Raw genomic sequence first — 20,105 nt, forward strand, 5'->3', positions numbered from 1 at the left:
ATAACAGTATCGCTAAAAATAGAGCCCAGCATGATCAGTTCCGAAATTCAGCAATTTGAAAAGTACTACGCCCTACTTACCGAGTATTTAGTTACCTACAGTATGCAAATAGTGGGCGCTATTTTTATTCTACTCGTTGGCCTGTGGGTCGCTAAAAAGCTCGCCGAAGTTGTCGCAAACTTAATGACCCGCCACAACATTGATATCACCCTGACTAATTTTGTCAGTAATGTTGTAAAAGTACTGCTGATCATTATGGTGATCATTATTGCGCTTGGTAAAATTGGCATTAGTGTGACCCCATTTGTAGCTGCAATAGGTGCCGCCTCATTAGGCGCAGGCTTAGCGTTACAAGGTATGCTTTCTAATTATGGCGCGGGGCTTGCCATTATTGCTACGCGGCCATTTGTGGTTGGCGATACCATAGAAGTAAAAGGCGTTAGTGGCCAAGTAAAAGTAATTGAGCTGGGGCACACCATATTAATTAATGAAGAAAAAGTAGAAATAACCATTCCTAACAAACATATTGTTGGCGAAATTCTGCATAACTCATTTAATTATTCACTGGTAAAAGGTGAAATAGACATAGCCTACAGTGCCTGTAGTGATAATGCGATAAGCCTTATTGAAAACGTATTAGTCAATCACGAACTCGTAGCTAAACACCCTAATGCACAAATTGGCATAGAACGTTTTGCCGATAGCGGCGTCACCATTAGTTATCGTTATTGGGTGCCCACCACTAAAATTATTGAAACTAAACTCGCTATAAATGGCGGTGTGTATAAAGCGATTAACGATGCCAATATTGAAATTCCGTTTCCACAACGCATTGTTACGCTTAATAAAAGCGACTTAAAATAAATAAAAACCTTAATATGATTTTAAATCATATTAAATTAATTAAGCGTGCTTACAAATAAAATAATAACGAGTCCTTATGCATCAATCACCTTTTTATTTAGGCGACTGGCAGGTAACACCTGCCAGCAATTGTATACAATGTGCTGAAAAAGTAACACAATTAGAACCTAAAGCAATGGATGTATTATTATATCTGTGCTTACAAAAAGGCGATATGGTCACCAGTGACGAGTTACTCAATCAGTGCTGGCAAAACATTGAAGTAGGCGATAACCCACTGCATAAAACCATCACACAACTGCGAAAAGCACTGGGTGATAAGGCAAGCTCCCCGCAATACATAGAAACCATTCGTAAACGCGGCTACCGTATTATTGCAAAGCTTGAGTTTCCATTTGCAGAAGATACATCAAGCCCTGTAAACACGTGGCAAGGCGGTTCTCCTTTTTTAGGCTTAAGCGCGTATAACCCAACCGATACTCATTTATTTTTTGGTCGTAACCAAGCCATCACCACCTTACTCGAAAACGTATCAAACCAAGTAAAATCTGGCCGTGCTTTTTGCTTAATACTTGGCCCAAGTGGTACGGGTAAATCGTCGTTAGTCAATGCGGGTATTTTACCGAAGCTACTTGATGAGCGAGGTTATGATAGTATTGGCGTTGTTTCATACACTCAGCTCGACTTTGCAGATGTGCATCAAACTAGGCTCTATTTAGATTTAGCCTCTGCCATGCTTGATTGGGATATAAACCAACACCCCGTATTTGAAGGATTAAGCTCGCAAACACTGGCGCAGCAATTAGAGCACACAATTGACGAAGCGATAAACACGTTACAAACTGCAATCAGTAAGGCAAATACAAAACTAAACACACCGCAGTTTTTTTTGTTTATAGACCGCTTAGAGGTGCTGCTTTCATCGCCACTATTTAGTCCCAACACCCGAAGTCATTTTTTATCGATTATTGAACGTTTAGCCACCTCTAAAGCGGTGATCGTATTTAGTGCGTGTCGTAACGACTTTTACCCTTTAGTGGTAGAGCAACCCAGCCTTATGGCCGCAAAAGCGAATGGCGCCCATTATGATTTAACCCCTCCCAACCGCCAGGAACTACAACAAATTATTCGCTTGCCGGCATTAACCGCTAATTTAACGTTCTCACACGACCCGCAAACCAAAACTCCGCTGGATGAAATACTGTGTGCAGATACCGCCAACAACCCTGATGCCCTGCCCATGTTGCAATACACACTGCAAGAGCTGTATTTACAGCGCAGTGAAAATAATGAGTTATTGCACAGCGTGTATGAAAAACTCGGCGGTATTGAAGGCGCCATTGGTAAAAAGGCAGAAGATGTTTTTATTGGGCTGAGCGCAAAACAACAACAACAACTAAAAAGCGTATTATCGCAGTTAGTGACGCTAAACCCAGATGGTAAAACCATTACTAGCCGTGCGGCCCGCTTACAAGCATTAACCAACACCAGCCAAAAAGAGCTTGTACAAGCCATGGTCGACAGCCGCTTATTTGTATCGCACTTACAAAACCAAGAAGCCTGCTTTAGCCTTGCCCACGAGGCATTATTACGCCAATGGCCACGTGCTAAACAGTGGATAAACGATCATAAAGATGCCCTTGCTATTAAAAGCCGTTTGCACCACCACACGCAACAGTGGCTTAATGAACATAAAAGTAGCGCTTACTTTTTAGCACCGGGTAAACCGCTGCAAGAAGCCGTTACCTTATTAAACGACAACATATTCAAACTAGACGATGACGAACGCGCGCTTATAACCAGCTCTCTTAAACACAGTAAAACAAAAACAACCATAAAACGCGGCACGATTGCGCTGCTTTGTTTACTTACCTGTGTTGCCCTATTTATGAGTGTTACTAGCTTTCAAGCGCAGCAACTTGCACAGCAAAAGCGCCAAGAGGCCGAAAGCTTACTAGGATTTATGGTAGGTGATTTTGCCGATAAATTACGCAGCGTAAAGCGTATGGACTTACTTGATGGCATTAGTAATAAAGCACTTGAGTATTTTACCAATCAAGTTGATGAGCCAAGCTCGCTATTTAACTTTAGCAGTCAACAAGGAGAATTTAAAAGTCGCTTTCAGTACGCGCAAACTCTGGAAGCCATGGGAGAAGTGGCCTATTCTCGCGGGAAAACCATTGAGGCCTTCACCGCCTTTGAAAACGCCCGCATTCGCCTTGAGGCGTTATTAAAAATTCAGCCAAACAACTTAGAGCTTCTCACACTCGCCGGTGCGAATGCCTTTTGGCTCGGCCAGCTCCATTATGATAAAAGTGATTACGCTGCCACTGAACCATTATTTAAAAAATATCATGCCTACAGTGAGAAAATGTATTCATTAGCACCAAATAGTTTTAACTCGATTATGGAGTTATCGTATTCGCATAATTCGCTGGGATCTTTGTATTTAAAGCAATTTAACTACACTGGCGCGAAACAACGCTTTACAGAGTCGCTTGCTTTAAAAAAAGAAGCCCTTGAGCTTAAACCCAATAATAAAAATTTGTTACGCGATAAAGCCGATACCATCAGTTGGCTGGCAAAAACAGAAGAGAGATTGGGTAACTTTAATGCAGCAGTGGATATGCTAGAAAATGCTGTTAACGTAGTAAAAAAAATGATTGTTTACTATCCTGATGACGCAAGCCTTCTTTATATGTCAGCAAATATACTTATGCAACAAAGTTATTTACTAAACTATTTAACTGACAAAAAAATGGCCTATTCAAAATCTAGTTTTGCTAACGAAACTATAAGCGAGGCTTTAAAGCAAGATTCAGAAAATAGTGAATTTCAACGAATGTATTATCTCTCTTTAGTGCAATTAATAATGCTATCTGACGAAAAGAAGGCTGATTTAGGAATAGAAAAAATTATTAGCTTCTTAAAATCAGAAGGCCTTAATAGTTTCAATTCAATCAATGCACAAATTAGCCTGATTCACTATTTTATTAGTAGACAGTTACCGCTTAAAGCACAAGATTTATTAACCAGCCTTGAGAAGGACAGCGAATTTAAACGGTACATAATTAATAAAATGAAAAGCGGCGATAATTTAGCCCTGACAGATATTAATTTACTTAAAGCAAAATTAGCTAAAAATAACGTGCAGCGAGATCAATTCTGCTTAAATGCGCTTAAAGCCATTACTCAAATAGCAGATACAAATCAAAGCATTCACAAAACGTACCGGCTAGTAAAGGTTTACACCTGCTTAAACCGCGCAAACGAAATCCCCCAGATAAAAGCACGTCTAGTTAAGCTGGGCATCAACAACTTTCAATTATAATCATGAATACAAAAGGAAATAATATGAATAATACTCAAGAACAAATCCGCTTTACAGTTAAGATTGTACTAGGCAATGACGACGAAGCTAACTTTACATACTTTATAGATGGTAAAGAAGTGACAGGTGGCGGAGTTGTAAGAACCGAAACTGCGGGCATTTATAGTTTAGATCAAGCCACGCTTGCTAAAGGTTTTTTATTTACTGGCGCCACTATCACCGATGTTAATAAAGAAACACCTTGCGCTCAAGACTTCAGCTTTAAAGTAAGCGATAACGGCCGTACAATTACCATTATCGATACCGATGAAAATCCAGGCACCGCCTGTTTAGTATTTAATGTTGAGTGTAATGGCAAAGCGTATAAGAGCACTGACCCTCAGGTTATAAATAAAGATATACTGTAAATTAAAATAACTTTTCTAAATTGCACAGGGCTGATTTACTCCTGTGCAATTTTTATAAGCCAAACACCTTAACGCTAACACATACCAAGCAGCATTATTAATAACCATCCTTTATTACTAATCTATAATAAAAACCTCAACTTTCAATTGCTGAGTAACTAATTTTCACCTTGCACAGGTTACTTAAAACCTGTGCAAGTATGATTTTTACCATTAAATATCAAGCAGTTAAAAACAGAAGATTACCGAAAGGTTTAATTGCACTTTTTTATGTAAATTTGTAGACATCAAAAACGTCTGTATCATGCTAAGGCTAAAACGTGTCTAAACAAATTAATAAAAAAGAGACTGCAGCGGTTAAAAACGATAAAGCATTGCCCTTCAATAGCGCTTTATTATCCCCTTTTTCGCATACTCAATTTGGCGCTTTAATTGAATTATTTAACGGCACCGCTGAAGGCATTTTTGTACTTAATGAGCACGGTGGTTTTGAGTTTGCAAACCCAAAAACAGCGCAGCTATTAGGTTACTCTCAGCAATCTCTAATAGGCGAAAATTTACTGTCGTTTTTACACGGTGCCGATCTTGATAAATATAAACAGACCTTATTAAATTGGATTGGTATTAAGGACACCCCTCTTAGCATTGGCCCAAATGAAGTTACTATAAACAAAGCCAATGGCGATGTGATTGAAGCAGACTTATCAATATCTAGTATGCCAAAAAGTATTGCATCGGCGCAAAAATTATACGTTTGCATACTTCATGATCTCAGTACGCATAAAGCGATGTACAACCGTTTAAAAATACAAGCTTCAACCGATCACTTAACTGGGCTCGCTAATCGTTTAGCTTTAGATGAGTCACTAAAAAAATACTGGCAAGAAAGTATTCAAAGCCAACAACCTCTAACCAGCATATTGATTGATGTAGATCACTTTAAAAAATTCAACGACACCTATGGGCATATTAAAGGTGATAAATGCTTACAAAAAATTGCAAAGCTAATTTTACAGTGTGTACCCTCAAGAGAATGTTTAGCGGCTAGGTATGGCGGTGAAGAGTTTGCAATAGTTTTGCCCCGTTGCGATATTAAAAGTGCAACCATTGTTGCAAAACAAATCGAGCAACTCGTTAATAAGATGACCTTCACAGATATTGGCTTACCACCAGAGGTTAAAATTACCATAAGCCAAGGTATAGCCTGTGAGCATCATAATCAATATAGGACATATGAAGCGCTTTTATGTGCAACCGATACAGCACTATACCGAGCTAAAAAAGAAGGACGCAATAGAATAAGCTCTATCATTTAACGAATTAGTAGCATTATGCCCAAAACAAGCGCTAATAAATAGGAATTAGCGCTGAACTGAGACAGCTTCACAGTAGTAACAAACTACCTAATCCTAAAAAGGTTACAAAGCCGACAATATCAGTGACTGTGGTTAAAATAACTGAGCCTGATAATGCAGGGTCAATTTTCATTTTATCTAAAATAGACGGGATCACTACGCCCGCCAATGATGCAGCCACTAAATTCAGCAGTATTGCCACAGTAATGGTTATACTAAGCATAATATCGTTAAACCATAGGAAAGTTAGCAAGCCAATCACTAAAGCCCATACCAAGCCATTTACCGCGCCCACACGCAGCTCTTTTTTAAGCAGTGCCTTACGGTTGGAGTCGGTAACCTGACCAAGCGCAAGACCACGCACTATAACCGTTAAGGTTTGGCTTCCGGCAATACCCCCCATTGAAGCGACAATCGGCATCAATACAGCTAAAGCAACCACTTGTTCTATGGTGGCGCCAAATAAACCAATAAACCACGAGGCTAAAAATGCGGTTGCTAAGTTGATACCTAGCCAAATACCTCGGTTTTTAGCACTTTTGCGAACACTAGCAAATAGGTCTTCGTCTTCTCGTAAACCACCAGCCTTTGCTGTGGCTTCGTCAGCGATTTCCTGACGTAATTCATAAGCTGATGCAATGGTTAATCGCCCTATTAGTTTGTTATCGGCATTAACCACGGGCATGGCCATTTGTTCACTATGAATAACCACTTCAGCGGCTTCATATAAATCATGGTCTGCATGCAATGAGGTAAAGTCATGATTAGCTAAGGTCATTAAACTCTCATTATCATGCGCTTTTATCAGGTCATTAACTGCCACTTCGCCTATTAAGCTGCCTTTGCGGCTCACTAAATAAATCACTTCGCTGTACTGCGGTAACCCTTTGTGGAGTAACTTTTTAGCGCCGCCGGCTGTGAGTTTGTCTGACACCTTTAAAAAGTCAAAGCCAATCCAGTGACCTAGTTGCTCAGGCGTATATTGTTGCGCCAGCTCGTATTGTTTGGTTTGTGCTTCATCAAGCTGCTTTTTTGCATAATCAATAAAGCGCTGCGGGATCACTTCTTCTAACTCAAGCAGCTCTTCAACGTTAACTTCGTCTAATAATTTAAAACCGTCACTGTCATCTAGGGTTTGCAGTAACCATAAACAGCTATCTTCACTTAAATTAACGAAAATTTCGTGTTGCGTGTCTTCATCTAGTAAATGCCAAATTTCAAGGCGCTGCTCTTTAGGAATAGCTTCAAATAATAAGGATAAGTGTTCCGTTGATAAGGTTTGCTGAGCATCAATAAGTAATTTATTTTTGCGCTCAGTGGTATCACACTGCAATAAGTCGTTTATGAGTTGTGGTAACTGATCAACCGGATACTCTATCATTTAAAAACCCTAAAATAGTCTTTCACTATAAATTTACTGTAATAAGTAAGCACTTATTAATGAGAATAGCTAATAGTGTACATTAGACACGCATAAAAATATTAAAAAATCGCTGTGTTGTTAAATATTTATGGTTGTAGCGTGCTATAAACTATCGCGCTTTAGCTAAAAATAAAGCCAAAAAAAGCCGTAACTAAACACGTTACGGCTTGCTAAAAAATTAATAACTCAGCGCTATTTATATTTTAAATTGCCCCACTAGGTCACCCAAGTTCTCACCGCGTCCCGCTAAGTGCTTACTAACTGAAGAAGTGGTTTTACTCGACTGTGTTAACTCATTAACTATTTCTTGAATAGCATACACGTTACGGTTAATTTCTTCTGTAACACTACTTTGCTCGGTAGCGGCAGTGGCAATTTGTGTACTCATATCATTAATGGTGGTCACGGACGTAGTTACCGCACCTAAGCTTTCAGATATAGCCCGTGAAGACTCAACTGAGCGGTTACAGCTTTGTTGACTCGCATGCATTGCATCAACCGCTGCCGTTACTAAATTATGTAACTCGCTTAGCATTTCGTTAATTTCTAATGTGCTGTCTTGGGTTCTACTCGCCAGGCTTCTTACTTCATCAGCCACCACCGCAAACCCACGGCCTTGCTCACCTGCGCGTGCCGCTTCAATAGCCGCATTTAATGCCAGTAAGTTTGTTTGTTCAGCAATGCCACCAATTACACTTAATACGCTATTAATTTTTTTAGATTGCTCACTCAAGGAGTTAACCTGCTCTGCGGCTTGATTAATTTCGCTCATTAAGTTTGATACTTCGCTCAGTGAAACATCTACACAATCTTGCGCGTTGGCCACTTCTTTTGTCGCTGCCTGCGTTGATACCGCAACTTGCGTGGTATTTTGCGCTACCTCATGCGAGGTTGCTGACATTTCGGTAATCGCTGTTGCCACTAAATCGGTTTCATGGTTATGCTTTAATAATTTATCTTCAATTAGCAATGTTTGCGTATTAATGTCTGAAGAAGCTGTTTTAACGTCACTTGTTACATCAACCACTCCGGCAATAATACTGTGTAGCTTGCTCACAAATACATTGAAAGATTCACCTAACTGACCAATTTCATCATGAGTATCTATTTCTAAACGTCGGGTTAAATCCCCCTCCCCTTTGGCAATATCGTCTAAGCTTTGCACCATACGTTTAATTGGTTTTAGCATATTATTAGAAGCGTACAACGCACCGGCTGCTGCTAAACCAAGCAGTAGAAGTGAGATTAAAACCAAAGTGGTCATTTTTTCGCTTAAATGGCGCTCCATGGTTGTTTGATATTTTACCAGTTCGGCTTCAATATCATCCATATATGTGCCAGTGCCTATCATCCAATTAGTACCTGGGATCATGGCTGCATAACCAATTTTTTCGACTAAGCCGCTAGTATTGGGCTTTTGAAAATGATAAGTAAACGAGCCACCGCCTTTACGCGCTTGCTCAAGTAAGCCAACCACTATTTTTTTACCGTTAGGGTCGGTCATGCCTATTTTACTTTGCCCTTCTATCGCATCACCCAGTAATGCATGAAAAACACTAATACCATCGGTATCATAAATAAAGTAGTAACCATCTTCACCAAAGGTTAAATCTCGCAACGCATCTTTAGCGTCTTGTTCATTTCCTTGCGCTAATTGGTATTGCACTACTTTAGAGCCGATTTCTATTTCTGTTCTTAATAGAGTTTGTTTATCAGCAATTAATTTAGTTTTGAACTCATTAAAGTTTTGCTGTTGATTTTGCATCTCTAAATAATAAGAACCTGCCATAAAACTGATTAGTAATACAATCAAAGGTAAAACAGCCAGCAGTAGCAATTTGGTTTTTAAGCTTAAATTACCCATTATTTCTCCAATTAACATTATAAGCTATCAAGCTTTTTATTTTGCAGCCACTTAGCAGCTAAGTTTCCATTGTTTATATTACTTACAATAGCGCCACACTTGTATACAAATTAAGCACAAACAGAGTTAATTCGCAATTTAATATACTCGTATGCTAGTAAAGCACACTAAAAACAACTTTTTAGCTAAAACAATAGTATAAATATAGTAATAAACAACTGATTTAGTTCCTTGTTTTAAATCCTTACTAGAACACAATTTGTTAAACTTACTTAAAGCTAAATTAACCTTACTAACGCTATCTTAGCGTAAATTAAAATTAAACATTGGCTATCACACAAAGGTCTTGCTTTCTGAGTTAAAAGACAAATAATGAAGCAACTAACCACTGGGTAAGAATGAGGAAAATGAGTTATATACTAACCACCCAATGCGCAGACGATATAGGTTTAATCGCCAAAATTACCGGACTGTGTAATGAGCATAATTTAAATATTATTCGTAATAACGAATTTGTAGATAAAGATGCGCAGCGCTTTTTTATGCGCACAGAGCTTACAGGCGAACCACATACTGAGTTTTTGTCACAACTGCGCGATGTATTACCTGCTGGCGCAAAAGTGGCACTGCACGGCGAAGAAAAAACCAAAGTGGTACTATTAGCTACAAAAGAAGCTCATTGTTTGGGCGGCATGTTACTTAAGCAATTTGAACAAGCCCTAAACATAGAGATACTAGCCGTTATCGCCAATTACCCTACTTTAGAGCCTCTAGTGAAAGGGTTTGATATTCCTTTTCATGTAGTTTCTCATGAAGGACTTACGCGCAGTGAGCACGACGAAAAAGTCGGTGACTTAATTGTCAGCTATAACCCAGACATTATTGGCCTAGCTAAATATATGCGTATTTTAAGCCCTGAATTTGTAGGTCGTTTTGAGGGTAAAATCATTAATATTCATCACTCATTTTTACCTGCTTTTATTGGTGCAAAACCATATCATCAGGCGTTTGAACGTGGTGTGAAAATTATCGGTGCCACGGCTCACTTTGTTAATAATGAGCTAGACGAAGGCCCTATTATTTTACAAGACGTATCGAGTGTGACTCATGCTAATACGGCTGAAATGATGGCTAAAATGGGTAAAGACGTGGAAAAAACAGTGTTTTGTAAAGCATTGCAACTAGCATCAGAACATAAGCTATTTATTAATGGCAATAAAACCGTCGTATTTTCATAATTTTTACTTTTTAAATAAAAATGCCAGCTAATAAGCTGGCATTTTTTATAAGTAAATATTAAACCTTACTTAGTTAGGGTGTGTAATACGTTGGTGCCCCAGGGCCTACTGGCATACCTAAAACAAATACCCATAAGTAAAACAGCACCACCCAACCAACAAAGAAAATAATACTATATGGCAACATAGTCGCTACCAAAGTACCTATTCCCATGTCTTTTTTGTATTTAGTGGCAACCGCGAGGATCAAGCCAAAGTAACTCATCATCGGGGTAATTAAGTTAGTTACCGAATCACCAATACGATAAGCTGCTTGAATTGTCTCGGGGGCATAACCTATAAGCATCAGCATAGGAACAAAAATAGGGGCTGTTACTGCCCACTGCGCTGACGATGAGCCTAGCGTTAAGTTCACTAAAGCACACATTAAAATAAACAACACAAATACTTCCGGCCCCGTTAGGCTAAGTGCCTGTAATAATGCAGCGCCATTAATGGCTAAAATAGTACCTAAGTTAGTCCACTTAAAAAATGCCACAAACTGCGCAGCAAAAAATACTAATACAATGTACATGCCCATAGAGCTCATACTTTTGCTCATGGCGTTAATCACGTCTTTATCATTTTTCATGGTGCCAACAACGCGGCCATACACAAAACCTGGAATACCAAAGGTGACAAAAATAAAAACCACAATCCCTTTTAAAAACGGCGAGTGAGCAACTAGGCCTGTTTCTGGGTTACGTAAAATACCGTCTGCGGGTACAACCGTCCACGCGAGTAGTAATGAAACAACAAGTAATGAGAATCCAGCCCATTTTAAGCCCGACTTTTCTTTATCAGTTAAACCGGCAATGTTGTTTTGAGCTAAATCTTCACTGGCTTCGTCTGGGTTATATTTGCCTAATCGCGGCTCTACAATTTTCTCAGTAACTAGCGTGCCTAATATGGCAATTAAAAATACCGATATCATCATGAAATACCAGTTTGCTTCTGCGCCTACTTGGTAAGTTGGGTCAATCATTTGTGCAGCTGGCGTGGTAATACCGGCTAGTAACGGATCAATAGTACCCAATAATAAATTAGCACTGTAACCACCAGATACCCCAGCAAATGCCGCAGCAAGACCGGCAAGCGGATGACGACCTAAGCTATGAAATATCATTGCCGCTAGCGGAATCAATACCACATAGCCAAGCTCAGAAGCTGTATTGGATAATATAGCGGCAAACACCACCATAAAGGTCACTAAGCGTTTTGATGCCCCCATTACCATGCCACGCATAGCGGCAGACAATAGCCCTGAATGCTCTGCTACACTCACACCTAATAGCGCAACTAATACAGTCCCTAATGGCGCAAAGCTAGTAAAGTTGGTCACCAGCCCAGTTACAATACGTTGTAAGCCTTCTGCACTGAGTAAGCTTACTACTTCAATAACACCATCTGGATCGCGCCCAGCAGAGCCCTCAGGCCGTGGATCGATAGCACTGAGTCCAAACCAATCGGCAACACCACTAAATAAAATAATGGCAATACAAAACAGCGCGAATAAGGTAATTGGATGGGGAAGCATGTTCCCTAAAAATTCTACTGTGGCTAAAAATCGATTGAACCAGCCGCCCTTTGCGACCTGATTTTCATCTTGGGATGTGTGTGGTGAGTCTATTGAGTCTGACATACCATGCTCTCTTAATTACAAAATGCCCGTAACCTAGCATTATTTTCTGAGCAGGTCATGTAATAAAGATGAATGACTTGTTATGTCATGGTAATTAACTAATTGGTTTGTTGTAATGGGATTGCAAAAAAGAGGCTTTCGCCTCTTATTTAGTCTGCTTAGGCTTGCTCTATGGGTTCTAGTTGTAGTTTTGCAGCAATTAAAACAGCTTGAGTTCGGTTATAAACACCGAGTTTTCTAAATATGGCAGTAATGTGTGCTTTGACTGTGGCTTCTGAAATGTGAAGTTCGTACGCAATTTGTTTATTCAGTAAACCTTCGTGCAAATATTGTAAAACGCGGTATTGCTGTGGAGTAAGTGATGCCACTTGTGCGGCAATTTCTCTATCTGCGCCTTCGATTTCAGCCACTTTACTTTTTAGCTCGGTTGGCAGCCAAGTATCGCCTTCAAGTATTTGGTTAATTGCGTTGGCAATATCGTCAGATGATGAAGACTTAGGAATAAACCCCATTGCCCCATAACCCATAACTTTCGAAACAATATTTACATCTTCACTACCCGAAACCACCGCAATAGGTAAGCTTGGGTAATCTTCACGTATACGGATCAAGCCGTATAAGTCACCGTTACCTGGCATGTGTAAATCTAGTAGTAATATATCAAGATCTTCTTGTTCGCTTAACACCTGCAATGTGCTATCAAAATCCGCTGATTCAAATACTTCCAAACCCGCAAACTTTGCACTCAAAGCGCCCTTTAGTGCTTCACGAAATAACGGATGATCGTCCGCTATTAAAAACTGACTCATTGTTCACTCCCAAAAATTCGGCTGCTGTCCAATAGACAACAGCCGATATACTACGTTTAGAATCAACTTCTAATCAAGCTTTTAACGCGAAATTAACGATTTAATCGATTTTCTACTAGCTCATCAACCACTGACGGATCAGCAAGTGTTGAGGTATCACCAAGCTGTTGGTACTCATTTGCCGCGATTTTACGTAAAATACGACGCATAATTTTGCCAGAACGTGTTTTTGGTAAACCTGGCGACCATTGAATCATATCGGGTGATGCTATTGGGCTTAGCTCTTTACGTACCCAATTACGGATCTCTTTGGTCAGCTCATCACTCACAGTAACGCCTTCATTAGGAGTTATGTAAACGTAAATACCTTGGCCTTTAATATCATGTGGGTAACCTACCACTGCCGCTTCAGCTACAGCTTCATGAGCAACTAATGCGCTTTCAATTTCAGCAGTACCTAAACGGTGCCCAGACACATTAAGTACGTCATCAACGCGTCCTGTGATCCAATAATCACCGTCTTCATCGCGACGACAACCGTCACCAGTAAAGTACACACCAGGATAAGCGCTAAAGTAGGTTTGTTCAAAGCGCTCATGGTCGCCATACACTGTTCGTGCTTGTGAAGGCCAGCTATCTAAAATCACAAGGTTACCGTCAACCGCACCTTCTAATGTATTGCCTTCAGCATCAAATAACGCCGGTGCAATACCAAAGAATGGACGAGTTGCAGAGCCAGGTTTCATATCGGTTGCACCTGGTAATGGCGCAATCATGATGCCACCGGTTTCAGTTTGCCACCAAGTATCTACAATTGGACAATTAGATTTACCAATTTTTTCATAGTACCAGGTCCATGCTTCTGGATTGATTGGCTCACCCACAGAACCTAAAATGCGCAAGCTGTCGCGATGTGAGCTGGCAATCGGCTCTTCGCCTTTGGCCATCAATGCACGAATGGCAGTAGGTGCTGTGTATAAAATTGTCACGTTATGTTTATCAACCACTTCACCCATACGACCAGCAGTTGGGTAAGTTGGTACGCCTTCAAATACGACTTGCGTACACCCATTAACGAGCGGCCCGTAAGCAATATAACTGTGACCTGTGATCCAGCCCACATCGGCACTACACCAAAAAATATCATCTTCTTTTAAGTCAAAAACATATTCATGAGTCATTGATGAATACACTAAATAACCACCAGTGGTATGTACCACACCTTTAGGCTGACCCGTAGAACCCGAGGTATACAGAATAAACAGCGGGTCTTCAGCATTCATGTGTTCAGGTTCGCACTCTGGCGCTTGATCTGCAACTAAGTCATGCCACCAAATATCATGGTCGTGCCAATCAACATCGCCTGACGTTAGTTTATGTACCACTACATGTTCAACAGTGGTGACTGAATCTTGTAATACGGCTTCATCTACATTGGCTTTGAGCGGAACACAATTACCTGCACGTCGGCCTTCATCTGACGTGATCACCACTTTAGCGCCCGAGTCGTTAATACGATCCGCAATAGCTGACGGTGAAAAACCACCAAAAATAACTGAATGAATTGCGCCTATACGAGCACAAGCCTGCATTGCATATATAGCTTGTGGGCTCATTGGCATGTAAATGGCAACACGGTCACCTTTTTTCACACCCAACTTTTTTAAACCATTGGCAAATTTAGCAACTTCATCATGTAGTTGTTGGTAGGTAATATTTTCGCTTTGCGAGGGATCATCGCCTTCCCAAATTAACGCTACTTTATCTGCTTTTGTTTTTAAGTGACGATCAATACAGTTATATGAGGCATTAAGGTAGCCATCTTCATACCATTTGATATTGATATGGCCTTTATCAAATGAAGTGTTTTTTACTTTTGAATATGGAGTAAACCAGTCAAGACGCTTACCGTGCTCAGCCCAAAACCCTTCAGGGTCCTCAATAGACTGTTTATACATCGTATTATATTTTTCATTATCGACGAGCGCTGCGTTTTTAATGTGCGCAGGAACTGGATAGATACTTTGTGACATATTAGTCTCCAATTTATATTACTTGCCTTAGGCTTTTCATCAAGGATTACTCAGCAGTGCACTATTAAATATTAGACATTAGTTGTATCTGAGTTCAAACAACGATTATCTTATCTATAATCCTCATGGCTACACCCTATTTACATAAAAAACATACTATTAAATAAAAGTATATGAACACTCAATAATTATTAAACCTTAGTCTAATAGACTAATAGTTGATTGAGTAAATTGTGTACATATACAACAGTAGCTTGAATATTTAAAAACTTTGATTGTTTATTAATAATTCGTATTTACTAACAAATTAGATTAAAGATAATTAAATTCAATCTGTTAGTACTATATAAGTAACACACATTAATACATATCATAAGCAAACAACATACAACAAGTAGCCTATAAAAGGACGCAACAATGAAATTTACTCCAATTAAAACACTGGCAGCTAGTGCTGTACTATGTGCACTTTCTAGCACAGCTTATGCTGCAAAAATAGGTGATACAGAATTTACCTACGGTGGATACATTAAACTCGACGCAATGTGGAGTGACTACTCAGCAGGCGCTCCTGCGGGCACCAGTGTTGGCCGTGATTTTTATGTGCCAAGTACACTAACCGTTGGTAACGATAATAGTTCAGACGCCGTATTTGATATGCACGCTCGTGAGTCACGTTTTAATTTTGGAACTGCTACCTTATTAGATAACGGTAAAACGGTTAAAACTAAAATAGAGCTAGACTTTTTATTGTCAGCTCCTGGCGGCAACGAGCGTGTGTCTAATTCATACTCTCCGCGCATTCGCCATGCATTTATCTCATATGATGGCTGGTTATTTGGTCAAACATGGTCAAACTTTCAAAACGTCGGTGCATTACCAGAAGCACTTGATTTTGTTGGTCCTGCAGAAGGCACGGTGTTTGTTCGTCAATCTCAAATTAAATACACTACGGGTGCATGGTCATTCTCGTTAGAGAACCCAGAAAGCACAATTACTACAGCCGGCGGTGGCATGGCCGTAACTGATGATGCCTCATTACCTGACTTTACCGCACGCTACACCCATAATGCTGATTGGGGTAACTTTGTAGTAACAGCCCTTGCTCGTCAACTGACCTACAAAGTAGGTGGTGTTGATGCCGATGAAACCTCATTTGGTGTTAGTGCATCGGGTATGGTGAAGCTTGGTGAAGACAATCTAAAATTTATGCTTACCCAAGGTAAAGGACTAGGTCGTTATGTGGGTCTAAACGTAGCACGTGGTGCGGTTCTTAATGGTGATGACCTAGATGCGATTGATTCAACATCTGGTTTTATTGCGTATCAACATAAGTGGAACAGCCAGTGGCGCTCTACTTTCTTATATTCGTTCTTGTCTGCTGATAATGATGAAAACCTACTTGCAATGTATGGCGACCCTACAGAATCAAGCCAAAGCTACAGCGCAAATATTTTATACTCACCGGTTAAACGTCTAACCTTTGGCGCTGAATTTAAACATGCAGAACGCGAGCTTGAAAGTGGCGTAGATGGCGATCTAGATCGTTTACAATTTTCTGTAAAGTATGCGTTTTAATTTCCTAACCAATTAAAATACTGATTTACTTCCTGAGCGGCTTCGGCCGCTTTTTTTGTTTTTAACCAGAGCTCAAGTTAACCAAATCCATGCGCTTTACTTAAAAAATATTAAAGACGTGTAAAATACCCAGCAAACGCAATTGCAAATCACTCTCATTTAGATTAAATTACCACCCACATTTAATCTTATGGGAAACATGATGCTGTACAAACATAAAAACTCTGCATTTAAACTGAGTCTACTTACTTCACTGGTTTTATCTGGGCATGCTGTTGCAAACGACACGCAAGACGACCTACCTTTAGAAAAAATTGCCGTTTATGGGCAACATCATAAAAATTATATTACCGAAGAAGCACAGTCAGCGACTAAGCTAGGTTTAACCATTAAAGAAACTCCGCAATCAATTTCTGTTGTCTCACGCGCGTTGATGGATGACTTTTCACTTGATGATATTAATGCGGTATTAGAAAGCACCCCAGGCGTAACAGTGGAACAAATAGAAACCGATCGTACTTACTTTAAAGCCCGTGGTTTTGAAATAACTAACTTTTTAATCGATGGCTTAGGCACACCGCAAACCTCTGGTTCAATTCAAGGGACACTTGATACTGCAATTTACGACCGTGTTGAAATTGTACGTGGTGCCAATGGCATGATGACCGGTGCAGGTAACCCATCAGCGACTGTTAATATGGTGCTAAAAAAGCCAACCTACACAACACAAGTTCATGCATCGGTTTCTTATGGTTCGTGGAATAACAAACGTGTAGATATTGATGTTTCCACACCGATTAACGACGAGCATGCTGTCCGTGCTGTATTTACTAAGCAAGATAAAGAGTCATATCTAGACCGCTACGAAACCGATAAAACCATTGCCTACCTTGCCTATGAAGGAAAGCTAACCGACGATACACTTCTGAACATTAACTACGTAAACCAACAAAAAGATGCCGACAGCCCTCTATGGGGCGCGCTACCGCTTTATTACACAGATGGCTCCCCCACTAACTATGATGAGTCAACTAGTACAGCTGCAGATTGCTCGTATTGGGATAATAGCGCTGAACGTATCTATGTAACTCTTGAGCAAAATTTATCGGCTACCTGGGTCGCTAAAGCCCGTTATGCCCACATAAAGAATGAACAAAATTCTGAATTATTTTATGTGTATGGTACCCCAGATAAAGAAACTGGTTTAGGTTTAACCGGCTATGCGAGTCGTTATGATTACAAAGACACCCAAGATTTGTTTGACTTATATGCCAGCGGTAAATTTGAGTTATTTTCACTAGAGCACGACTTATCATTCGGTATTAGCCAAGCAAACATGGACTTTAATGACCAATCGCTTTATGACTACACTACAGGTAATGGTTTCCCTGCGATGCCTGATTTAGCGACTTGGGATGGTGTTATCCCTGAGGCAACACTGGTTGATTCGCCTAACGGCAGTGATGTACAAAATACACAAAGATCTGCCTATATTTCAACTCGTATTAAACTAGCAGAGCCATTAAGCATTTTGGCAGGCGTTCGCTATACCGATTGGGAAACTAAAGGTACTGCTTATAGTGTCGTGCAAACCCGCGATGACTCAGAGGTTATTCCTTACATTGGTACGGTGTACGATTTTACTGAGTCGTTATCAGCGTATGCTAGCTACACCGAAACGTTTGTGCCACAAAAAGAGTTAGACATTAACGCTGAGCAACTGGCTCCGGTTATTGGTAAAAGTGCTGAAGTTGGTTTAAAAGCACAACTTTTAGATGAGCAAGTATTTGTAACACTGGCCTATTTTGATGCTAAGCAAGATGGACTTGCTGTTGCACTTCCGGGCTCCCTTCCAAGCGATACGCGTTATTACGCTGCAGATGGTATTAACAGTGATGGTTTCGAAATTGAATTAAGCGGTCGCTTAACTGATGATTTAAGTGCCAGCATCAGCTTCAGTAATTTAAGTATTGATGGTGATGAACTCGTTAAAGATTACACCCCAGAAAACCAATTAAAAATGGCAGCCACTTATCAAGTGCCATTTATTGATGGTTTAACCTTAGGTGCTAATTACCGCTGGCAAGATTCTATTAGCCGTGTGCAAGTAAAAGATCCAGCAGGCAACGCATTGGCAACTACAAAACAAGATGCTTATGGCTTATTAGATTTAATGGCCACCTACGAAATTACTCAAAACGTCGGTGTTACCTTTAATGTTAATAACAGTACTGATGAAAAGTACATAAACAGCCTTTATTGGGAGCAAGGTTACTACGGGGCACCGCGTAACTACTCATTGTCAGTTAACTGGCAGCTATAAAGCTAACTAGGCTTTAAGTCACTTTATAGCAAACAATAAAAAAGCGCTAACCTAATGGTTAGCGCTTTTTTTAAGCTCGGGTCAAATCAAGCTTTAAAACAAATGGGCTTAAAGGTCGCCTTCATCACCTAATACGTCTTCGCCATCTTCTGGCTCAACCGTTGCTTTTAGCAATAGCATCTCTCGTAATTTACCTTCAATTTCATCTGCAATTTCAGGGTTTTCTTTAAGGAACTTAATCGAATTAGACTTACCTTGGCCAACTTTGTTGCCATTGTAACTGTACCAAGCACCCGCTTTTTCAACAATTTTGTGCTTAACACCTAAATCAATCAGCTCGCCCTGCTTAGAAATACCTTCGCCATACATAATGATAAATTCAGCTTGTTTGAACGGCGGTGCAACTTTGTTTTTCACAATTTTAACGCGCGTTTCATTACCAACAACTTCATCGCCTTCTTTTACCGAACCAATACGGCGAATATCAATACGTACAGAGGCGTAAAATTTCAGGGCGTTACCACCGGTTGTTGTTTCAGGGTTACCAAACATTACACCAATTTTCATACGGATTTGGTTAATGAAAATACATAGCGTGTTTGAGCGCTTAATGTTACCAGTCAGCTTACGTAATGCTTGTGACATTAAACGTGCTTGTAAGCCCATGTGTGAATCACCCATGTCGCCTTCAATTTCAGCTTTTGGCGTTAATGCTGCAACCGAATCGACAATAACCACATCAACCGCGCTTGAACGCACCAACATGTCACAAATTTCCAGTGCTTGCTCACCCGTATCTGGTTGAGATACCAGTAACTCATCAATGTTAACGCCTAGTTTTTGTGCATAAATTGGATCAAGAGCATGCTCAGCATCAACAAAGGCACACGTTTTACCTTCTTTTTGAGCTTCAGCGATAACTTGCAATGTTAGCGTTGTTTTACCTGATGACTCTGGGCCATATACTTCAACAATACGCCCCATTGGTAAGCCGCCTATGCCTAAAGCAATATCAATACCTAGCGAGCCTGTTGATACAGCGTCAATGTTTAACGCCTTGTTATCACCCAATTTCATAATTGAGCCTTTACCAAATTGACGTTCAATTTGTGATAAAGCTGCGTCCAATGCTTTTTGTTTGTTATCGTTCATTTTACTCTCCAAATCCAGCTAATGCAGACAAGTATACTGTATGAAAT

General features: G+C 40.1%; 13 protein-coding genes. 7 read left to right on the forward strand and 6 right to left on the reverse strand.

Features of this window, described 5'->3' with window-relative positions; all coding sequences use genetic code 11:
* Positions 1-30 precede the first annotated feature (30 nt).
* The 4 genes from ND6B_RS14965 to ND6B_RS14950 all read left to right on the forward strand — a co-directional run bounded on the left by ND6B_RS14965 (position 31) and on the right by ND6B_RS14950 (position 5,918).
* Entirely contained in the window at positions 31-864 is an 834-nt protein-coding gene (locus tag ND6B_RS14965; RefSeq protein WP_028833948.1) for a mechanosensitive ion channel family protein, read from the forward strand.
* Positions 865-940: 76 nt separating this feature from the next.
* Positions 941-4,195, forward strand: a complete 3,255-nt coding sequence (locus ND6B_RS14960; RefSeq protein WP_033102808.1) for an nSTAND1 domain-containing NTPase — start codon at positions 941-943, stop codon at positions 4,193-4,195.
* Positions 4,196-4,218: 23 nt separating this feature from the next.
* A complete protein-coding gene (locus tag ND6B_RS14955; protein WP_033102809.1) occupies positions 4,219-4,602 on the forward strand; it encodes a DP-EP family protein in 384 nt (127 codons plus the stop codon).
* A 320-nt stretch (positions 4,603-4,922) separates the two neighbouring features.
* Positions 4,923-5,918: a GGDEF domain-containing protein gene (locus tag ND6B_RS14950; protein WP_033102810.1), complete on the forward strand. Its 996-nt coding sequence runs from the start codon at positions 4,923-4,925 to the stop codon at positions 5,916-5,918.
* A 67-nt stretch (positions 5,919-5,985) separates the two neighbouring features.
* On the opposite strand, the gene ND6B_RS14945 is transcribed toward ND6B_RS14950, so the two are convergent.
* Together ND6B_RS14945 and ND6B_RS14940 are read right to left on the reverse strand one after the other, a co-directional pair.
* Positions 5,986-7,338 (reverse strand): magnesium transporter, encoded by a 1,353-nt coding sequence (locus tag ND6B_RS14945; RefSeq protein ID WP_008111553.1) that lies wholly within the window; start codon positions 7,336-7,338, stop codon positions 5,986-5,988.
* 238 nt (positions 7,339-7,576) lie between these two features.
* Entirely contained in the window at positions 7,577-9,244 is a 1,668-nt protein-coding gene (locus ND6B_RS14940; RefSeq protein ID WP_008111551.1) for a methyl-accepting chemotaxis protein, read from the reverse strand.
* A 407-nt stretch (positions 9,245-9,651) separates the two neighbouring features.
* On the opposite strand from ND6B_RS14940, the gene purU reads away from it, so the two are divergent.
* Complete coding sequence (gene purU / locus ND6B_RS14935; RefSeq protein WP_008467591.1) at positions 9,652-10,482, forward strand: formyltetrahydrofolate deformylase; 831 nt, start codon at positions 9,652-9,654, stop codon at positions 10,480-10,482.
* Positions 10,483-10,555: 73 nt separating this feature from the next.
* Here the strand turns inward: purU and ND6B_RS14930 are convergent, their stop codons facing one another.
* From ND6B_RS14930 to acs, 3 genes are all read right to left on the reverse strand, one after another.
* Entirely contained in the window at positions 10,556-12,163 is a 1,608-nt protein-coding gene (locus ND6B_RS14930) for an AbgT family transporter (RefSeq protein WP_033102811.1), read from the reverse strand.
* A 158-nt stretch (positions 12,164-12,321) separates the two neighbouring features.
* Positions 12,322-12,972, reverse strand: coding sequence for a response regulator transcription factor (locus ND6B_RS14925; RefSeq protein WP_008111545.1), 651 nt, complete (start codon positions 12,970-12,972; stop codon positions 12,322-12,324).
* A 92-nt stretch (positions 12,973-13,064) separates the two neighbouring features.
* Complete coding sequence (gene acs, locus ND6B_RS14920) at positions 13,065-15,005, reverse strand: acetate--CoA ligase (RefSeq protein WP_033102812.1); 1,941 nt, start codon at positions 15,003-15,005, stop codon at positions 13,065-13,067.
* Positions 15,006-15,422: 417 nt separating this feature from the next.
* Between acs and ND6B_RS14915 the strand changes: the two genes are divergently transcribed.
* Together ND6B_RS14915 and ND6B_RS14910 are read left to right on the forward strand one after the other, a co-directional pair.
* Positions 15,423-16,583, forward strand: coding sequence for a DcaP family trimeric outer membrane transporter (locus tag ND6B_RS14915; RefSeq protein WP_008111542.1), 1,161 nt, complete (start codon positions 15,423-15,425; stop codon positions 16,581-16,583).
* 202 nt (positions 16,584-16,785) lie between these two features.
* On the forward strand, positions 16,786-18,906 hold the full coding sequence (locus ND6B_RS14910) for a TonB-dependent siderophore receptor (protein WP_200882077.1): 2,121 nt from the start codon (positions 16,786-16,788) through the stop codon (positions 18,904-18,906).
* A gap of 108 nt (positions 18,907-19,014) precedes the next feature.
* Here ND6B_RS14910 and recA read toward each other — a convergent pair whose 3' ends face one another.
* Positions 19,015-20,058, reverse strand: a complete 1,044-nt coding sequence (recA, locus tag ND6B_RS14905) for a recombinase RecA (protein ID WP_008110343.1) — start codon at positions 20,056-20,058, stop codon at positions 19,015-19,017.
* Positions 20,059-20,105: the final 47 nt, after the last annotated feature.

The organism is Pseudoalteromonas sp. ND6B (assembly GCF_000764215.1).
Taxonomy (GTDB): domain Bacteria; phylum Pseudomonadota; class Gammaproteobacteria; order Enterobacterales; family Alteromonadaceae; genus Pseudoalteromonas; species Pseudoalteromonas tetraodonis.